At 39.0% G+C, this 17,725-nt stretch carries 16 protein-coding genes; 1 reads left to right on the top strand and 15 read right to left on the bottom strand.

Annotated features, from left to right (window positions below; translation table 11 throughout):
• Positions 1–349: 349 nt before the first annotated feature.
• The 15 genes from GZA11_RS12510 to GZA11_RS12440 all read right to left on the bottom strand — a co-directional run bounded on the left by GZA11_RS12510 (position 350) and on the right by GZA11_RS12440 (position 17,092).
• Positions 350–1,309 carry an ABC transporter permease gene (locus tag GZA11_RS12510; RefSeq protein ID WP_163184066.1) on the bottom strand — a complete coding sequence of 320 codons (960 nt, stop codon included), beginning with the start codon at positions 1,307–1,309 and terminating at the stop codon, positions 350–352.
• A 1-nt stretch (position 1,310) separates the two neighbouring features.
• Positions 1,311–2,360, bottom strand: coding sequence for an ABC transporter permease (locus GZA11_RS12505; RefSeq protein ID WP_038541220.1), 1,050 nt, complete (start codon positions 2,358–2,360; stop codon positions 1,311–1,313).
• Positions 2,353–3,882 (bottom strand): ABC transporter ATP-binding protein, encoded by a 1,530-nt coding sequence (locus tag GZA11_RS12500; RefSeq protein ID WP_038541218.1) that lies wholly within the window; start codon positions 3,880–3,882, stop codon positions 2,353–2,355. The genes GZA11_RS12505 and GZA11_RS12500 overlap by 8 nt, the downstream gene beginning before the upstream one ends.
• A 212-nt stretch (positions 3,883–4,094) precedes the next feature.
• The gene (locus tag GZA11_RS12495; protein WP_163184064.1) at positions 4,095–5,171 is read right to left on the bottom strand and encodes a BMP family lipoprotein; all 1,077 of its coding nucleotides are present in this window, start codon (positions 5,169–5,171) and stop codon (positions 4,095–4,097) included.
• A gap of 79 nt (positions 5,172–5,250) precedes the next feature.
• Positions 5,251–5,976: a GntR family transcriptional regulator gene (locus tag GZA11_RS12490; RefSeq protein WP_038541212.1), complete on the bottom strand. Its 726-nt coding sequence runs from the start codon at positions 5,974–5,976 to the stop codon at positions 5,251–5,253.
• Between the two features lie 297 nt (positions 5,977–6,273).
• Positions 6,274–8,625 carry a DNA translocase FtsK gene (locus GZA11_RS12485; protein ID WP_038541209.1) on the bottom strand — a complete coding sequence of 784 codons (2,352 nt, stop codon included), beginning with the start codon at positions 8,623–8,625 and terminating at the stop codon, positions 6,274–6,276.
• A 124-nt stretch (positions 8,626–8,749) separates the two neighbouring features.
• Positions 8,750–8,980 carry a YlzJ-like family protein gene (locus GZA11_RS12480; protein ID WP_163184062.1) on the bottom strand — a complete coding sequence of 77 codons (231 nt, stop codon included), beginning with the start codon at positions 8,978–8,980 and terminating at the stop codon, positions 8,750–8,752.
• Positions 8,977–9,732, bottom strand: a complete 756-nt coding sequence (locus tag GZA11_RS12475) for a ClpP family protease (RefSeq protein ID WP_038541204.1) — start codon at positions 9,730–9,732, stop codon at positions 8,977–8,979. Before GZA11_RS12475 ends, GZA11_RS12480 begins: the two co-directional genes overlap by 4 nt.
• A 104-nt stretch (positions 9,733–9,836) precedes the next feature.
• Positions 9,837–11,504: a ribonuclease J gene (locus GZA11_RS12470; RefSeq protein WP_163184060.1), complete on the bottom strand. Its 1,668-nt coding sequence runs from the start codon at positions 11,502–11,504 to the stop codon at positions 9,837–9,839.
• Between the two features lie 154 nt (positions 11,505–11,658).
• Positions 11,659–12,531, bottom strand: a complete 873-nt coding sequence (dapA, locus tag GZA11_RS12465; RefSeq protein ID WP_163184058.1) for a 4-hydroxy-tetrahydrodipicolinate synthase — start codon at positions 12,529–12,531, stop codon at positions 11,659–11,661.
• Positions 12,532–12,674: 143 nt separating this feature from the next.
• Complete coding sequence (dapG, locus tag GZA11_RS12460) at positions 12,675–13,907, bottom strand: aspartate kinase (RefSeq protein WP_038541195.1); 1,233 nt, start codon at positions 13,905–13,907, stop codon at positions 12,675–12,677.
• A gap of 26 nt (positions 13,908–13,933) precedes the next feature.
• Positions 13,934–14,980, bottom strand: a complete 1,047-nt coding sequence (gene asd / locus GZA11_RS12455) for an aspartate-semialdehyde dehydrogenase (protein ID WP_038541191.1) — start codon at positions 14,978–14,980, stop codon at positions 13,934–13,936.
• 188 nt (positions 14,981–15,168) lie between these two features.
• Positions 15,169–15,768, bottom strand: a complete 600-nt coding sequence (locus tag GZA11_RS12450; RefSeq protein WP_038541188.1) for a dipicolinate synthase subunit B — start codon at positions 15,766–15,768, stop codon at positions 15,169–15,171.
• Positions 15,768–16,667 carry a dipicolinic acid synthetase subunit A gene (gene dpaA / locus GZA11_RS12445; RefSeq protein ID WP_038541185.1) on the bottom strand — a complete coding sequence of 300 codons (900 nt, stop codon included), beginning with the start codon at positions 16,665–16,667 and terminating at the stop codon, positions 15,768–15,770. The genes GZA11_RS12450 and dpaA overlap by 1 nt, the downstream gene beginning before the upstream one ends.
• 173 nt (positions 16,668–16,840) lie before the next feature.
• The gene (locus GZA11_RS12440; RefSeq protein ID WP_038541182.1) at positions 16,841–17,092 is read right to left on the bottom strand and encodes a YlmC/YmxH family sporulation protein; all 252 of its coding nucleotides are present in this window, start codon (positions 17,090–17,092) and stop codon (positions 16,841–16,843) included.
• Between the two features lie 449 nt (positions 17,093–17,541).
• Between GZA11_RS12440 and GZA11_RS12435 the strand changes: the two genes are divergently transcribed.
• Positions 17,542–17,725 (top strand): helix-turn-helix domain-containing protein (locus GZA11_RS12435; protein ID WP_163183808.1); only part of this gene is annotated, 184 nt, incomplete at its 3' end.

Here is a 17,725-nt window from a genome sequence, read left to right as displayed (position 1 = left end):
GATAAAGGAAACACGAAGAGCCTTAGGCGATTCGATGTTGACTTATCGTAAGGCGGAGACCATAAGATAATAGCCGCTAGGGGGCTGGAGCTAGACAATTCTCGAATTCAAAGATATTTTCTTATCTTTTTCGGAAAAGCGGAAGCGCCCTGGTCAGCGGTGTATGTCCTCCTCCCAAAAGCTATCGCTTTCGGTCGTGCGATGTGTATGCTGCCATAGCCTTCCTTGTGGAGCTCTCCAACTGAGCAAAGAGCCGATGACATTTCGCTGCTAAAACATAGTCAAAAAAACATTCATACTTTGATGTAAAAAAAGACCCTCAGTTAAACTGAGAGTCCTATAATAACGTTTATCTCGTTCCTTTTATATAATGAGTACCTACTGCTTTTGGTGCATCGGCTCGACCGATAAAACCAGTTAGAGCGAGAATCGTTAATACATATGGTGCGATTAATAAATACACGCTTGGAATTTCTTTTAAGAATGGCAAACTAGAGCCAATAATACTAATACTTTGTGCAAAACCAAAGAATAAACCGGCCCCTAGTGCACCAAGCGGATGCCATTTTCCGAAAATCATCGCTGCTAATGCCATAAATCCTTGGCCACTGATCGTCGCATGGCTGAAATTTGAAGTAATAGCCTGGGCATATACAGCTCCGCCTATTCCACCAAACGCACCAGAAATAATAACCCCTAAATAACGCATTTTTGTTACATTAATCCCCATTGTGTCTGCCGCCATCGGATGTTCACCGACTGAGCGTAGACGGAGACCAAAAGGAGTCTTATAAATGATATACCAAACAACCACCGCTGCAATAATAGCGACAAATGAAGTCCAATAAGTATTTTGAAACAATATTTTTCCGATAAAAGGAATATCCTTTAAAACTGGGATATCAATTTTACTAAATGGTTGGCTGATAATTCCTGTTTCACCTTTATCATAAATCAGTTTTACAAGAAACAAAGTTAGTCCACTAGCTAATAAGTTGATCGCCACACCGGATACAGTATGGTCTGCACGGAAAGTGATGGAAGCAACAGCATGCAAAATGGAAAATAATGCTCCCGTCACCATCGCAAATAGGACAGCAATCCAAGGTGTAGCCTCTCCAAATGTATCAGCAAAGGTAAGATTAAATACAATTGCTGAAAAAGCACCAATAACCATTAAACCCTCAAGACCGATATTTACGACTCCGGAACGCTCGGAGAAAATACCGCCTAATGCAGTGAAGACAAGTGGAGCAGCCCATAATAAGGTGGATGGAACAACAATCATTAAAATATCCATTAAGCTCACCTTACTTCACCCCTTTCTTACTGAATCGTTCAAGAAATACTCTAATGATATAACTTGAAGCGACAAAGAATACAATCAATGCAATAATAATATTTACTAGTTCATTTGGTACGCCTGCTTCAAGTGGCATGTTTAATGATCCAACTTTTAATATGCCAAATAAGATCGCCGAGAAGAATACTCCTAACGCCGTATTGGCACCTAATAAAGCAATCGCAATACCTTCAAATCCTACACCAGTAAATCCACCTTTAACGGCAGCATATCCAAATGTGCCCAATCCTTCCATTGCACCGGCCAATCCGGCAAATGCCCCTGAAATGAGCATAGAAAGAATAATGTTTCTATTCACATTCATTCCGGCATATTGGGCAGCATGTTGGTTAAACCCTACCGCACGCAATTCGAATCCACGGGTTGTTTTTTCTAATAAGAACCACATAATGAAACAACATACTATGGCTAAAATAATTCCCCAGTGTAAGCGTGAATAGTCCGTAATACTTTGAAGCCACTCAGAACGCAATGATGCTGTTTCCTTGACAAGGTCTGTTTTGTCACCACTTTTAGATGCCAAGACATTTCTGATGATATAGTTAGTTACATGTAAGGCGATATAGTTCATCATAATTGTAACAATGACTTCATGTACACGGAAACGAGCCTTTAATAAACCTGGTATATACGCCCATAGCGCACCAGCAATCATCGCAACCAAAATGGCTAAAGGCAAATGAATAATACGTGGAAGGTCGAATGCAACTCCCACCCAAACTGCTGCGGTCCAGCCAACGATAAATTGACCTTCAACACCGATATTAAACAAACCGACACGGAAGGCGAAAGCCACGGCTAACCCCGCTAGAATATAAGGAGTAAACTGTCTAATCACTTCTCCAATGTAATAAATATCGCCAAATGCTCCATTCCATAAAGCAATATAGGCTGCAGCCGGATCATAACCACTAGCCAACATAATAATCGTACCAACGAAAATACCAAGTAATACAGCAATAATTGGTGTTAATATATTTGTTAAGCGTTTAGACATGTGCACCCGCTTCCTTTCTATTCGACCCAGCCATTAGCAATCCAAGCTCTTGTTCATCGGTTTCTTTTGGATTGACAATAGCTACAATTTTCCCCTCATAAATTACGGCGATACGGTCACTGACATTCATGATTTCATCCAATTCAAAAGAAACAAGCAAAACAGCTTTTCCTTTATCCCGCTGTTCAATTAACCGTTTATGAATGAATTCAATGGCTCCAACATCTAAACCACGGGTGGGCTGTGCAGCAATCAATAAATCTGGATCCCGATCCACTTCACGCCCAATAATCGCCTTTTGCTGGTTACCTCCTGAAAGTGCACGGGCCAAGGTATATTCACTCGGAGTCCGAACATCAAACTCACGAATCAATTTTTTCGCTTGCTCATAAATCTTATGAAAATTTAACACTCCATTTTTGGAGTAAGGTTTTTGGTAATAGTTTTGTAAAACCATATTTTCCCCTATAGGGAAGTTCAACACCAATCCATGTTTATGACGGTCCTGCGGAATATGACCAACACCAGATTCTGTAATGGTTCTTGGTGAAAGATTAATTAATTCCTTACCATTTACCTTAATGCTGCCGCTTTCGGCTTTACGTAATCCAGTGATTGCTTCAATCAATTCCGATTGTCCATTACCATCTATACCGGCAATCCCTACAATCTCACCGGCACAGACTGTTAAATTGAGTCCATTAACCACTGTAACACCACGTGCATCTTTAACAGTTAAATCTTTTACCTCAAGAACATCATGCTTCGGTGCTGCTTCTGTCTTTTCAGTTTTAAATACAACTTCACGACCAACCATCAAACTTGCCAGTTCATTCGGATTGGTTTCACTAACATTAACGGTACCGATTCCTTTACCTTTACGAATAACCGTACAACGATCAGCCACTTCCATAATTTCCTTCAGCTTATGCGTGATCAGGATAATGGATTTTCCTTCCTTAATAAGCGTTTTCATTATTTGGATTAGTTCTTTTATTTCCTGAGGAGTTAATACGGCAGTCGGTTCATCAAAAATGAGTATCTCTGCACCACGATATAAAGTTTTTAAAATTTCAACCCTTTGCTGCATGCCGACAGAAATATCTGAGATTTTCGCCTGTGGGTCAACCGATAAACCGTATCGTTCAGAAATTTGACGTACTTCTTGCTCGGCTTTTTTCAAGTCGATTTTGCCCGCACTCGTAATCTCTCTACCAAGAATAATGTTTTCAGTGACTGTAAATGTGTCAACAAGCATAAAATGCTGGTGCACCATTCCAATCCCTAGATCATTTGCAACATTCGGATTTGAAATTTTTACAGGAGTTCCTTTTACCCGGATTTCCCCACCATCTGGTTGATATAATCCGAATAGAACGTTCATTAGAGTCGATTTCCCTGCACCATTTTCACCGAGTAATGCATGGATTTCCCCTTTTTTTAATTGCAAGGTAATGTTATCATTCGCAACAAAATTTCCAAATTCTTTACGAATGTTGAGCATTTCTATTACATATTCCATTATTCTCACTCCCTGTAATGAAGGTAGATGGAAATTATGACCAATAGTAGTAAGAGGTCAGACCTTTCCAGGTTTTAAAAAAACAGGGATTTTTCCCCACTCTAAAACCTTAAGTGAATGGCAGAAAAACTTTCTGCACTTCACTTAAAATTTCATCAAGCAGGAATAAACAGCTAAAGTCAAATTCTGCTTATTCCTGCTATTGTCATTCATTATTTTACGCTAAATGTTTTCAACTCTTCTCGAGTGCCCGGAACCTTAACTTCACCGGATTTAATTTTTTCAATCCAATCCTTAACGGCTGATTCGATATCAGCTTTGTTAGCCACTTTATCATTAATTGGCGCTAAGCCAACACCATCTTCCTGTAGTCCATATAATACAATTTCACCACCAGGGAAGTTTCCGTCTTTCGCTTTTGTTGCAAGGTCTTGCACAGCAACATCGACACGCTTAAGAGCAGATGTTAAGACAATTTCTGGTCCCATGTCAGCTTGGTCACGGTCAACACCGATTGCCCAAAAATCCTTATCCGGTGCTTTTGCCTTACGGTCAGATGCTTCTTTAAATAATCCATTACCAGTTGCACCTGCTGCGTGGAAAATCACATCTGCACCAGAAGAATACATTTTAGAAGCAATGGATTGTCCTACTTCTGCTTTGTCAAATGCTCCAGCATATTGAACATCTACTTGTACATCAGGTTTAGCTGCTTTCACACCTGCTAAGAAACCAGATTCAAAGCGCTCGATAACAGGAATTTCCATTCCTCCGATAAACCCGATGTGATTTGTTTTTGTCGTAAGCGCTGCAGCTACCCCAGCAAGGAATGCTGCTTCTTGTTCCTTAAATAGGATGCTTGCGACGTTTGGTTGTTTCACTTCCGCATCAACAATAGCAAAATGTGCATCTTTTTGTTGTTGCGCGATTTCTTCCACAGCAGCTTGCATTAAGTAACCAATTCCATATACTAAATCAAAATCTTGACGAACTAATGTATTTAAGTTAGTTGCATAATCTGCATCAGACTTAGATTGGATGTAGTCATATCCGCCTTTACCTTTTTCTAAGCCATTTTCTTTACCAAAGTTTTGAAGTCCTTCCCATGCAGATTGGTTAAATGATTTGTCATCAACACCACCAACGTCAGTTACCATAGCTACAGAGAAATTGTCTTTCTTTTCTCCACCTTTTTCACCGCCGTTGTCGTCTGCTTTTCCACATGCCCCTAAAAGTGTCCCAGCTGTAAGAACCATTGAAAGTGCCATACCAATTTTACGCTTTTTCAAGGTTATTTACCCCCTAAGAAAATGTTGTTTGATTAAGTAGAAATGTCAAAGTCTGGATTCGCTGCATTTCCATAATAAATTAATCACGTTTCCTAAGTACATGAAAGCGAAACTTATCCGCCTTAAAATAGTTTACCGAAAATAGGACAGGTTCATCCATTTCATCGAAATGCATTTGTTTAAGAACCAATAATGCCGTCTCAGGATCACATTCCAGAATTGGGGAAATCTTTTCGTGATAACCAATTGGTTCAATCTGGGCAACCGCATATGTAATTCTTCTGTTTGCTTCCTCATCTAAAATATTAAAGATCGACTCCTCTTCATGTGAAAAGGTATCTGGTAAAATTCGGGCAGGTACCTTGTCAATACAATAGACTACAGGTTCCCCATTGGCGGTTCTTACCCTCTCAATCACGACCATTTCCTCTGTTTCAGAACATGAGAACCGGCGAATGTCCTCTTCGGTAGGATCTTGTTTCGTGGAACTTAAGAAAATAGTCCCAGGTTTCATGCCGACTTGTTTAATCATGTCAGTGACACTGTTTAACTGTTCAATTCCTGAAGTGAACAGCGGTTTTGAGTTAACAAAAGTTCCCACTCCATGGCGCCTAATGATAACGTTTTCTTCCTCTAGTATGCGCAAAGCTTCTCGAAGTGTTGCCCTGCTAACTCCGAGCTGTTTGGCAAGATCAAATTCTGAGGGTAATTTTTCTTTTTCTTTATATACCCCTTTTTCAATATCTTGTTTCAGGTGATCAATTACTTGTAAATATAAATGCCGGTTATCTGACTTTATTGACATGTGCAACCTCCAGCCTTTTCCTAAGACATCAGACCTCTGATATCATTCCTACTAATCGAACTAATATTACCATGTTTTATGCGAGAAATAAATAGAATTTTGATGAATTTGTCGAAAAAAGGCATATTGTTTGCAAATGTCCTAATTCTTCTATTTTTTTCATTATTAGGTCTGATATAATTAAATTTCGTTATTCCTATTTTCCTATTTTGATGTATGATTTATAGTATCATTTTACTGTAAATAGTTGCCTAATAGTCCTAAAAAAGTAAAAAAACAAGGACCATTTGGCCCTTGTTAAGAACTTTTCTCTTCATTGTTTTTGGAAATTAATACAGCGCGTGGTTTGCTCCCTTCATATGGTCCAACCACACCGCGAAGCTCCATTTCATCAATGAGACGCGCTGCCCTCGTGTATCCGATGCGGAATCTACGCTGGAGCATGGATACAGAAGCTGTTTGCATTTCCACTACTAATTCGACTGCCTCGTCATATAATTCATCTTCCACCTCTCCAGTAGCCTCCGGAATGTCGTCAGGAATCATTTCCTCCTGATATTGAGCCTTTTGTTGTGAAATGACAAACTGTACCACATCCTCCACTTCTTGGTCGGATAAGAATGCACCTTGGACACGGAGTGGCTTAGTGGCCCCAACCGGCATAAATAGCATGTCCCCTCTACCGAGAAGTTTTTCTGCCCCTCCCATATCTAAGATCGTTCTAGAATCCGTTGCACTTGATACTGCAAAAGCAATGCGGGAAGGAATATTCGCCTTAATAACTCCAGTTATAACATCTACAGATGGTCTTTGAGTGGCGATAATTAAATGAATGCCAGCAGCACGAGCCATTTGAGCAAGTCGAGTAATCGCATCTTCTACATCTGAAGATGCTACCATCATTAAATCGGCTAACTCATCCACAATAACTACGATATATGGCAACAAAGGTTGTTGATCATTTTCTTCAAGATTATGTTTTCTAATATGATCATTATAGCCTTCAATGTTGCGTGTCCCTGAGTAGGAAAATAATTCATATCTTCTTTCCATTTCACTAACTACTTTTTTCAATGCCTGGGAAGCTTTCTTTGCATCCGTTACTACAGGTGCGAGCAAATGAGGAATTCCGTTGTACACATTTAGTTCAACCATTTTCGGATCAATCATCATTAATTTCACCTCATGTGGTTTTGCCCGCATTAAAATACTTGTAATAATCCCGTTGATGCATACACTCTTCCCGCTACCGGTAGCCCCGGCAACGAGAAGATGCGGCATTTTATTTAATTCAGCAACAACGGCTTCCCCTGTAATATCTCTTCCTAATCCAATTAACAGTTTTGACTCTGGTTTATTATGATGTGTAGCTTCTAGTACTTCTCTCAAGGAAACCATCGCTATTTCCGAATTCGGGACTTCAATACCAATCGCTGATTTACCAGGGATCGGTGCTTCAATTCGGATATCTTTAGCAGCAAGCGCCAAAGCTAAATCATCACTTAGGCTGACAATTTTACTAACTTTCACACCTACATCAGGATGAACCTCATATTTTGTGACTGCCGGTCCCAAGTGAACTTGTGTTACTCGTGCTTTTACACCGAAGCTTTGGAATGTTCTTTCCAACTTAGCAGCATTTTTGTTAATCAGCTCGTATTCCCCGCTTTGGTCTGTTTTCTTTGGCCGTTTTAATAGCTTAAGTGGCGGCAGCTGATAATCGACATTTTCCACCTCTGTAAAGGTCATTGGAGGAGTAGAATCTTCCTCGGGTTCTTCCTGTTTTTTAGTCTTTGCCTTTGGCTGCTCTTTTGCATTCTCAGTTTTATGGGCTTCCGTATCCGGATAAGCTCGATCGGCAAAGTTTGAAATAATTGGTTCCGGTACAACCGAAACTTCATTTTCATTCAATTTACCCGCATCATGAATGGATTCTTGATCATTCTGCCCACTTTGTCGCTTTTGATTTTTCTCTATTTGTTTGTTATTTCTACGATCTTGTTGTTTTTGTTTCCACTCTGCTACATCAGACTTAAATGCAGCCCATTGTGATTTAATAAATTCAGAGACAGTTAATATGATTTTTCCAACAAAATCGCCAAATGATTTTCCTGTTAAGAGAATAAAACCGATAATGATGAAAATAAAAGCAATGATTTTCGTACCTGTTTCTGCAAAAAGGTAATGGAATAAGGCAAAAAGAATAGCCCCAAGAATGCCTCCTCCGAGATCTGTTGTACTCGTGTCACCACGAACTTCCATCATAAACAATTCCCAGGTGTTTGCGATCACACTTGGATTATTAAAATTTCCTTCTTTGGTAAGTAAATGAAATAATGTCACATGACTTAATAATAGAATTGCGGAAACAACAAAATAACTGCCTACTAATTTCATTTGAAATAGGAATGGTATTTCCCTTTTCCACATTAAAAAAATACTTAAAAATAATAGTCCTAACAAACCTAGCATATACCATTCCCCCATCCAAAAACGGAAGAATAGTACCGTTCCCCTTCCAACAACTCCTAGTTTCGCCATTGCTATAATTGCTAATGCTAGGATTGCTAGGGCTGATAGTTCATATTGAACGGTCCTTTTCAGTTGTTGATCACTTCTTTTTGGTTGTCTTTTCTTTTTTTTGGCCATTTCATCACCTATATTTTAAATACTATAAATTCCTATTTTATCTTCAAGAAAAAGGAAGAAAGCAGCCTTATTAATGGCTGCTCTTGTATTTATAACCTTATTATACCATAATTTCATACTACATTTACTGTACGGGATCAAGATTTGAAAAAGAAATTTTTGAGCCTGGTGATAAATTGGCATGTAAATAATGCTGTGGATCACTACTTAATATCCGTAATACTTGAACATTTTGCTGATCGACCGGCTCTACGAGCAATGGAATCCCCTGATAGTATACCATTTGTTGTTTTTCATATACGCTTCCATCATAAGGAAATATTAATTCGTGGGGTATCATCGTATATAATATCATTGAATCAGCCCCTCTTTTTTATCCTTCCTTAACTCAATTAATTCATATAATTTCTTCATGGCCTGACCAATCCCTCCTACTTCATCTATCAGACCATATTTCACTGCATCCGGGCCAATTACATTCGTACCAATATCTCTTGTCAAATTCCCTTTGGCAAACATTAATTCCTTAAAGGTTTCTTCTGAAATTTTGGAATGCTTCGTAACAAAATTGACGACCCTCTCTTGCATTTTGTCCAAGTATTCAAAAGTTTGTGGAACCCCAATGACCAATCCAGTTAATCGAATCGGATGGATGGTCATCGTTGCGGTTTCTGCGATAAAGGAATAATTACAAGAAACAGCAATAGGTACACCGATAGAATGTCCTCCACCTAATACGATGGAAACAGTCGGTTTAGACAAGGTGGCAAGCATTTCAGAAATTGCCAGTCCTGCTTCCACGTCACCTCCCACCGTATTTAGAACAATTAATACACCTTCGATATTTGGGTTTTGTTCAATCGCAACCAACTGTGGAATAATATGTTCGTATTTAGTTGTTTTATTTTGCGGCGGTAGTGCCATATGTCCTTCTATCTGACCGACAATCGTTAAACAATGTATTTTGGAATCTGAAGAAAGTTGAGGTACATTTGTTTGTCCTAATTGTTGAATTTTTTCCATTAATGGTGATGAAGGCTTTTCCTCTTTTTGTGGCTCCTCGCCTTCTTGTGTACCAGCATTATTTTTAAACCAATCGTATTTCATCATTATTCTCCCTTCAGGCATGATATGGATTAGTATTTACCTATCGGAGAAAAAAAACCCACCACAATAGAAAAAGGTACCGGATTTTCCGATACCTTTTCTTATTAAACCTCCATAATAATTGGCAATATCATCGGTCTTCGTTTTGTTTTTTCAAAGAGATAACGGCTAAGATCATCTCTGATTTCCTGCTTTAAGCTCGACCATTCAAATGATCCTTTTGCAATATTCTCCTCAACAATTTCACGAACTAATCTAGTGGAATCACCCATTAGTTTTTCCGATTCTCGAACATAAACAAAACCTCTTGATATGATTTCCGGTCCTGCTGCTATATTTTTTTCTTGCTTCGTTAATGTAACGACCACAATTAAAATTCCATCTTGTGATAGAAGTTTACGATCTCTTAAAACGATATTCCCAACATCACCGACACCTATTCCGTCGATTAACACATTTCCAGATGGTACCTTCCCAGTAACAGCAAAGGTCCTACCTTTCCATTCCACCACATCTCCACAATCAGGAATAATAATCTGCTCATCCTTTAGGCCGCACTCCAAGGCAATTTTCCGATGAGCTTTCAGCATTCTGTATTCACCATGAACCGGGATAAAGAATTTTGGCTGCATCAGGTTAATCATAAATTTTAATTCTTCCTGGCTTCCATGACTAGATACATGAATCGTCCGCTTTCCAGTGATGACATTCGCCCCTGCTCTAAATAGCATATCAACTGTTTTATATAAAAATAATTCGCTCCCTCGAAGTGGTGAGCTAGCAATTAAAACTGTATCACCTTTTTGAATATTCAAGAGCTTATGCTGCTGCTTTGCCATTTTTTGAAGGGCCTCGATTGGCTCTCCTTGACTTCCAGTCATTAAAACAACAATTTCCCGATCCTCAAAATCTTTAATTTGATCGATAGAAATAATTAATTCGTCATCTACTTCCAAATAGCCTAAATCCATTGCGATATGATAGATTCTTTCCAAACTTTTTCCAACGACAGCCACTTTTCGATTATTTTCTTTTGCCACATCAAAAATATGTTGAATTCGGTTAATGTCTGATGCAAAACATGCAGCAATGATTCTTCCTTGGGCATTATAGAAAGCAGTGGACCATTCATGTTTAACAATAGATTCTGAAGCTGTATAACCCGGTTTCTCGGCTTCCGTACTATCTGACAATAAACATAGAACACCTTTTTCACCGATAGCCGCCATTTTTCCAATTTCCGGACGATAAAACTTTGTAGCAGCTTGATCAAACTTAAAATCACCGGTATATACAATGATTCCTTCCGATGTATGGATACATACGCCGACAGAATCCGGAATGCTATGGTTCGTTCTAAAGAAACTGACATTTACGGTATCTAGCTCTACGATCGTATTCGAATCAACCTCAATAAAATTGGTTTTTTCATGATAGTCTTGTTCTTTTAATTTGGCATGTGCCAAGGCCAATGTCAATTTCGTTCCATAAACAGGAACATTGATTTGCCGTAAAACGTAGGAAAGGGCACCAATATGGTCTTCATGCCCATGAGTTAAAAAGATGGCTTTCACTCGTTCTTCGTTTTCTTTGAGATATGTAATATCTGGGATAACCATATCGATGCCTAGCATTTCTTCCTCGGGGAACATTAAGCCGGCATCAATGATAATAATGTCCTCGTCCACTTCCACAAGGTACATATTTTTTCCGATTTCTCCTACCCCACCAAGTACAATGAACTTGATGGATTGATTCTTTTTCTTTATCACAATCCGTTTCCTCCTATGTTGAACTAAAGCCGACCGAAATCAGTTATGTTTATTATACTTGAAACCGGAAAGCCTTTACAACCAAAAACAAAATCAATTGGAATCCATAAAAAAGAAAAACCAACCGAATAAATCGGTTGGCCACCTATTATATCTATTTTTTATATAATACATTGATTAATGCTGACCGTTCCTGTTCATTTAAACCAACAAGCGGCAGCCGAACAGTTCCTACATCTAAACCTTTCAGTTGTAAAGCGGTTTTAACTGGTGCTGGACTTGGAGCAGCAAAAAGTGCCTTCATAATTGGTAACAGCTCTTGATGAAGTTTAGCAGCACTTCTATGATCTCCATCCAAGAATGCCTTAATCATTTGTTGCATTTCATTTCCGATAATGTGAGAAGCAACGGATACGATTCCTGCTCCACCAATAGCTAAAACAGGAAGGGTTAGCCCATCATCTCCACTGTATAAAGCAAAATCCTCATCTGTATTTGCTATGATAGTTGTCATTGCATTTATATCCCCACTTGCTTCCTTGACTGCCACAATATTTGGGATTTTTGATAGCCGGATAATTGTCTCTGGTAGGATATTAACAACCGCTCTGCCTGGAATATTATAAAGCATCACAGGAAGCGTGGTAGATTCCGCAACTGCTTTAAAGTGCTGATATAAACCTTCCTGATTTGGCTTATTATAATATGGGGCTACTAGCATGATCCCGTCTACACCAATTTGTTCCGCTTTTTTCGTCAATTCTATCGATGAGTAAGTGTTATTACTACCGGTACCGGCAATAACCGGAACTCTTTTATTAACCACTTTTACAACATGCTGAAATAAAGCAAGTTTTTCTTCTTTTGATAATGTTGGTGATTCACCTGTTGTTCCAGCAACAACAAGTGAATCCGTTCCATTTTCAATTAAATAATTGACTAACTTAGTTGTCTTGGCAAAGTCAATATGCCCTTTATTATCAAAGGGTGTGACCATTGCCGTGGACACTCGCCCGAAATGAGACATTTTAAATGCTCCTTTACTTAAATGTTGCCATATTCTACGAAGTAACGGTTAATCGGTTGATCATTTGCCACCTTAGTAGCAAACCAACCTAGAGCTAAGTCAAAGCCCATGGTCATTTCACTTGAAGCATTTTACCAATCTGACTAATTATATTCAAATGATTCTACTTCCAATTGAAAGGCATCATGCAGCGCATTGACTGATTTAATCAAGTCTTCTTGTTTTACTAGTACCCAAATGGTTGTATGGCTATCAGCTGACTGTAATATTCTTATCCCTTGATCAGAAAGAGCCGTAACAATTTTTGAAGTGACTCCAGGGACACCAGCAATCCCTGCTCCTACCACGGAAACTTTAGCACAGTGTCGTTCAACCACTGGCTCATGACCTAGTTCATTTAAGACTCGAATGGCCTTATCAGTCATCTCTTCACTAACTGTATAGACAACTCCGTTAGGTGAGATATTAATAAAGTCTACACTTATATTTTCATTGGCCATACCTTTAAATACTTCAGCTTGCAAATAATATTGATCTTTCTTTGCAAACACCTTAATTTGAGTAACATTTGAAACATGGGCAATTCCAGTTACTAATCGTTCTTTTATATCAGTTCCACGATTATTTTTATTTAAGGATGTAACCAACGTTCCCATGGAATCTGAATACGTTGAACGAATGCGAATTGGCACCTTCGCCTGCATGGCGATTTCGACCGCTCTTGGATGAATCACTTTCGCACCTTGATAGGCCATGTTGCAAACCTCAGTATAGGTAACAACGGAAAGTGGTCGTGCATTTTCAACAATTCTCGGGTCGGCGGTCATGATTCCTTCCACATCTGTAAAGATATCAATCCATTCAGCGTTTAAGGCTGCCCCTAACGCCGCAGCGGAGGTATCACTTCCACCTCGTCCAATGGTAGTTACATCCCCGTTTTTTGCCGCACCTTGAAATCCGGCGACTACTACGACATCATGGTGCTCAAGTTCCCTTAGTAACCGGTCGCATTTCATCTCCATAATTTTTGCATTGGTGTGATCATTATTAGTCCTGAATCCGGCTTGTGCTCCAGTTAACGCCGTAGCATGAATTCCACTTTCAAGCAGCATATTGGTAAAAACGATACTTGAAATGACTTCTCCACAGGACATTAGTATATCTAGTTCCCGTTTGGTAAGTTTACTTCCATTACCACCGATTAGTGATAAAAGGGTGTCGGTAGCGTAGGGATCTCCCTTTCTCCCCATAGCTGAAACAACCACTACAACCTTATAGCCATCAGCTAATGCCTTTTCAATATGTCTTTGTGCATGTTTTCTGCTATTCTCATCCTTGACAGATGTACCGCCAAATTTTTGTACGATGATTTTCATAATTAACCTGCCTTTAATGAAAACATTTATTTTACTAGACCTAATTCGATTAATCTCTCAGCAATTTGCACAGAATTCCAAGCTGCACCTTTTAAAAGGTTATCAGAAACAACCCACATATGGAAGCCACGTGGTTCATCAAGATCTTTTCTAATTCTTCCAACAAAGACCTCATTTTTCCCCACACAATCAGCCGGCATTGGATACAATTGGTTTTCTGGTTCATCTTGTAAAACAACACCAGGTGCATCTTTTAATACTTCTTTAATGTCTTGAGCTGTTACATGTTCTGATTCAATTTCAAAGTATACAGACTCCGAATGCCCAACTGCAATAGGGAGACGGACACAAGTTGCAGCCACTTGCAAGTCTGGTAAATGCATGATTTTCTTCGTTTCATTAATCATTTTCATTTCTTCAAAAGTAAAACCATTTTCCTGGAATTTATCAATTTGCGGAATGGCATTAAATGCTATTTGATAATGTTTTTTATCTGATTTAACTGGCAGGATATTTGGTTCATAGTTTTCCTTATTCAAGATAGCTTTTGTCTGATCCATTAGTTCTTCTACAGCAGCCGCTCCTGCACCGGAAACAGCCTGATAGGTGGATACAATAACCTTTTTAAGGCCAAACTTTTGGCGAATAGGTTCAAGTGCTACAACCATTTGAATTGTAGAGCAGTTCGGATTAGCGATAATTCCTTTATGATGATACAAGTCACTTTCATTCACTTCTGGTACAACTAAAGGTACATCAGTCTCCATACGAAAGGCACTTGTATTATCAACCACAACGGCACCGCGCTTAACAGCCTCAGGAGCAAGTTCCTTAGAAACACTGCCACCCGCACTGAACAAAGCAATATCCACTCCTTCAAAACTATCAGGAGTTGCCTCTTGTACGGTATATTCCGTACCGTTCACATTTACCTTTTTTCCAGCAGAACGAGCGGAAGAAAGTAAGGTTAATTTTTCAATAGGAAATTTTTCCTTCACTAAAGTTTGAATCATTTGTTGCCCTACTGCACCAGTTGCTCCAACTACTGCGACATGAAACCCTTTTTGACTCATTCTAGTTCCCCTTTCAATTCTCTACGCTGGTTATTTCCACTGAAAATAGTTTTGATGCCAGCATACTACTTTATTGTATTGGTAAACCATCTCAGTAGGTTAAGGAAAAAACCCACTGATTAATGATTAATTTATTTTAACATATTCCAATGAAGAAATAACCTTTTAAGTACTTGGGGAAAAGGATTTTACTCTCCGTCTTTATATCTTTCTATTAAAACGGGTTGGAGCTGCCTACCCTCCAAAGCCGCCTTTACTGTATCTATTAACAGAGTCATTCTCGCTACCATCGAATTAGGCTTATTAACAGGATCATCCTGTCCATAAGGGATGAAGTAAATATTTTTTGTCGCCATCAGCCGCATCAAATTTACTCCATTTAGACCAAGTGCATCATTAGTAGAAATACCAAGTACAACAGGTTTTAAGTTACGCAAAGTAGCTTTTGCTGCCATTAATACAGGACTGTCATTTATGGCATTGGCAAATTTACTCATTGAGACACCAGTTAATGGGGCGATGACCATACAATCGAGTGGATATTTTGGGCCTAATGGTTCTGCCTTTACAATCGAATCGATTACTGTATTGCCTGTTAATTCCTCAATACGCTGTACCCAATTCTCCCCCTTGCCAAACCGGGTATCAGTATTTTTCACAGTAAAAGTAACAATGGGTACTACCTCCGCTCCCTCTTGAACTAGTTTTTCAATTTCGGGAAAAACGGCATCATACGTACAGTGAGATCCAGTTAGGCCAAAACCAATTCTCTTCCCTTTTAAACTCATTATTTATTCCCCTTTCTGTTAACTAAGTCCTCTTGGAGCAGTTGAGATAGAACATCGGCTAAAATTTGACCGGCCGTTTTTGGGGCAACAATACCTGGCAGGCTCGGAGCAAGTAATGCTTTAATTCCCCTTTTTTCCGCATATCGGAAATCTGTACCTCCAGGTTTAGAAGCAATATCAATAACAAGCGTGTGAGCTGGAAGTTTGGCGATGACTGCTGCACTGACAACTAGTTTCGGAATGGTATTGATTAAAATATCGGTATCCGTTACCTCTTTTTCTATATTGCTTAAGTGAAATGGTGTAACACCCATTTCGGTTATTCTAGCAAGATGTTCACTTCTTCTAGCACCTACTTTTACTTTTGCTCCTAACCCATGGAACGCTCTTGCAATGCTCATTCCACAGCGCCCAAGTCCAAGTATGGTTACGTTCGAACCATGGATGGTGAAATCCGTATGCTGGATAGCCATCATGATGGTTCCTTCCACAGTTGGAATGGAATTATAAATAGCAACATCATCACGTGAAAACAATTGAACCAATTTTCTCTTAGCCGCTTTCACAATCCCATTTAAATAAGCATTACTAATTCCTGAATAAATCGTACAGTGTTCAGGCGTTTTTAAGAGAATGTCCTCTGTTAAAACAACCTTCTCATTTGAAAATATCGTTTCTATTTGTCCTTCTAAATTCGTTCCAGCTACTGGTAAAATAATGGCATCTATATTTGAAAAATCAACTTCATTTATTTTTTCCTTAACAGCACCAGTGAAGGCATGATCAAGTTGTTCGAAGCCAATAAGCGAAATACGCGCATCTAATTCAGTTAACTTTTGGATAATTTCCAGCTGCCTGGCATCTCCACCAATGACGGCTATTTGCATCCCTGTCAGCATGAAAACATTCACCTTCTTTTTTATTATCCATTTGGCATTCAATAGCTCTTATCACTTCAACATCTTATGTAAAATTCCCTAAATCGGTGAGTTTTCCATTTATTAAAAAATTATAAAAGCCTAAGCAATGATTCGTTTGCTTGGGCTTTTTTTAAACAATATCCTATATAGGTTTAATCTTCGATTTGTTCTTCAGGTACATCGATTATAATCATATCACTCCCAATTTTCTTTATATGTTGCCATGGCACTCTAACTTCCTCTCCCTGTTTCCGAAAACCAAACCATTTTACAGTTGGAATTAATAATGCTTGGATTTGTCCCGTATTTTCATTGATTTCTAAATCTGTTTGGCCAAGAACACCAAGTCGCTCTGCCTTTTTAACATTAACAATTTCTTTTCCACTTAATTCACTTAACCTCATTCATGAACACACCTCCACCTTATTTCTACCATTCTATAGAAGGAAAATCTTATTTAGAATAAGAAAAGCGCAAGCGCCCTGGTTAGCGGCGTATGACCTCCTCCCAAAAGCTATCGCTTTCGGTCGTGCGATGTTGATGCTGCCGGAGCCTTCCTTGTGGAGCTTTCCAACTGAGATATAGGAAACACGAGCAGCCGTAAGGCGAATCGATGTTGACTTATCGTAGGGCGAAGACCGAAGGCGTCTCGCCGCTAGGGCACTGGAGCTAGACAATTCTCGAAGTCAAATAAGTGTTCTTATCATATAAGAAAACCGAAAGCGCCCTGGTTAGCGGCGTATGACTTTCCTATAAAAAAGGTACTAGATAAAAAAAGAGGGTGCCCCAAAAGTTCAACTTGGTACTGCACCCCAAAAGTTAGAGTTAAAATCTAACTTTTGGGGTGTTTTTTATGGCTAAATATAGTGAAGAATTTAAGATGATGGTTGTACTAGAATATCTTAATGGTCCATTAGGTTGTGGATTACTTGCAAAGAAATATAAGCCACTAGCAGAATCACAGTTAAGACGATGGGTACGAGCTTATCAAGAATTTGGTCGAATTGGTTTGGCAGCCAAGAAAAATAAGCAGTTTT

Source organism: Neobacillus sedimentimangrovi, assembly GCF_010614825.1.
In the GTDB taxonomy this organism is placed as follows: Bacteria; Bacillota; Bacilli; order Bacillales; family Cytobacillaceae; genus Neobacillus; species Neobacillus thermocopriae.
Note: the sequence above shows the minus strand (reverse complement) of the source record. Positions and strands in the feature narration are given on the sequence as shown.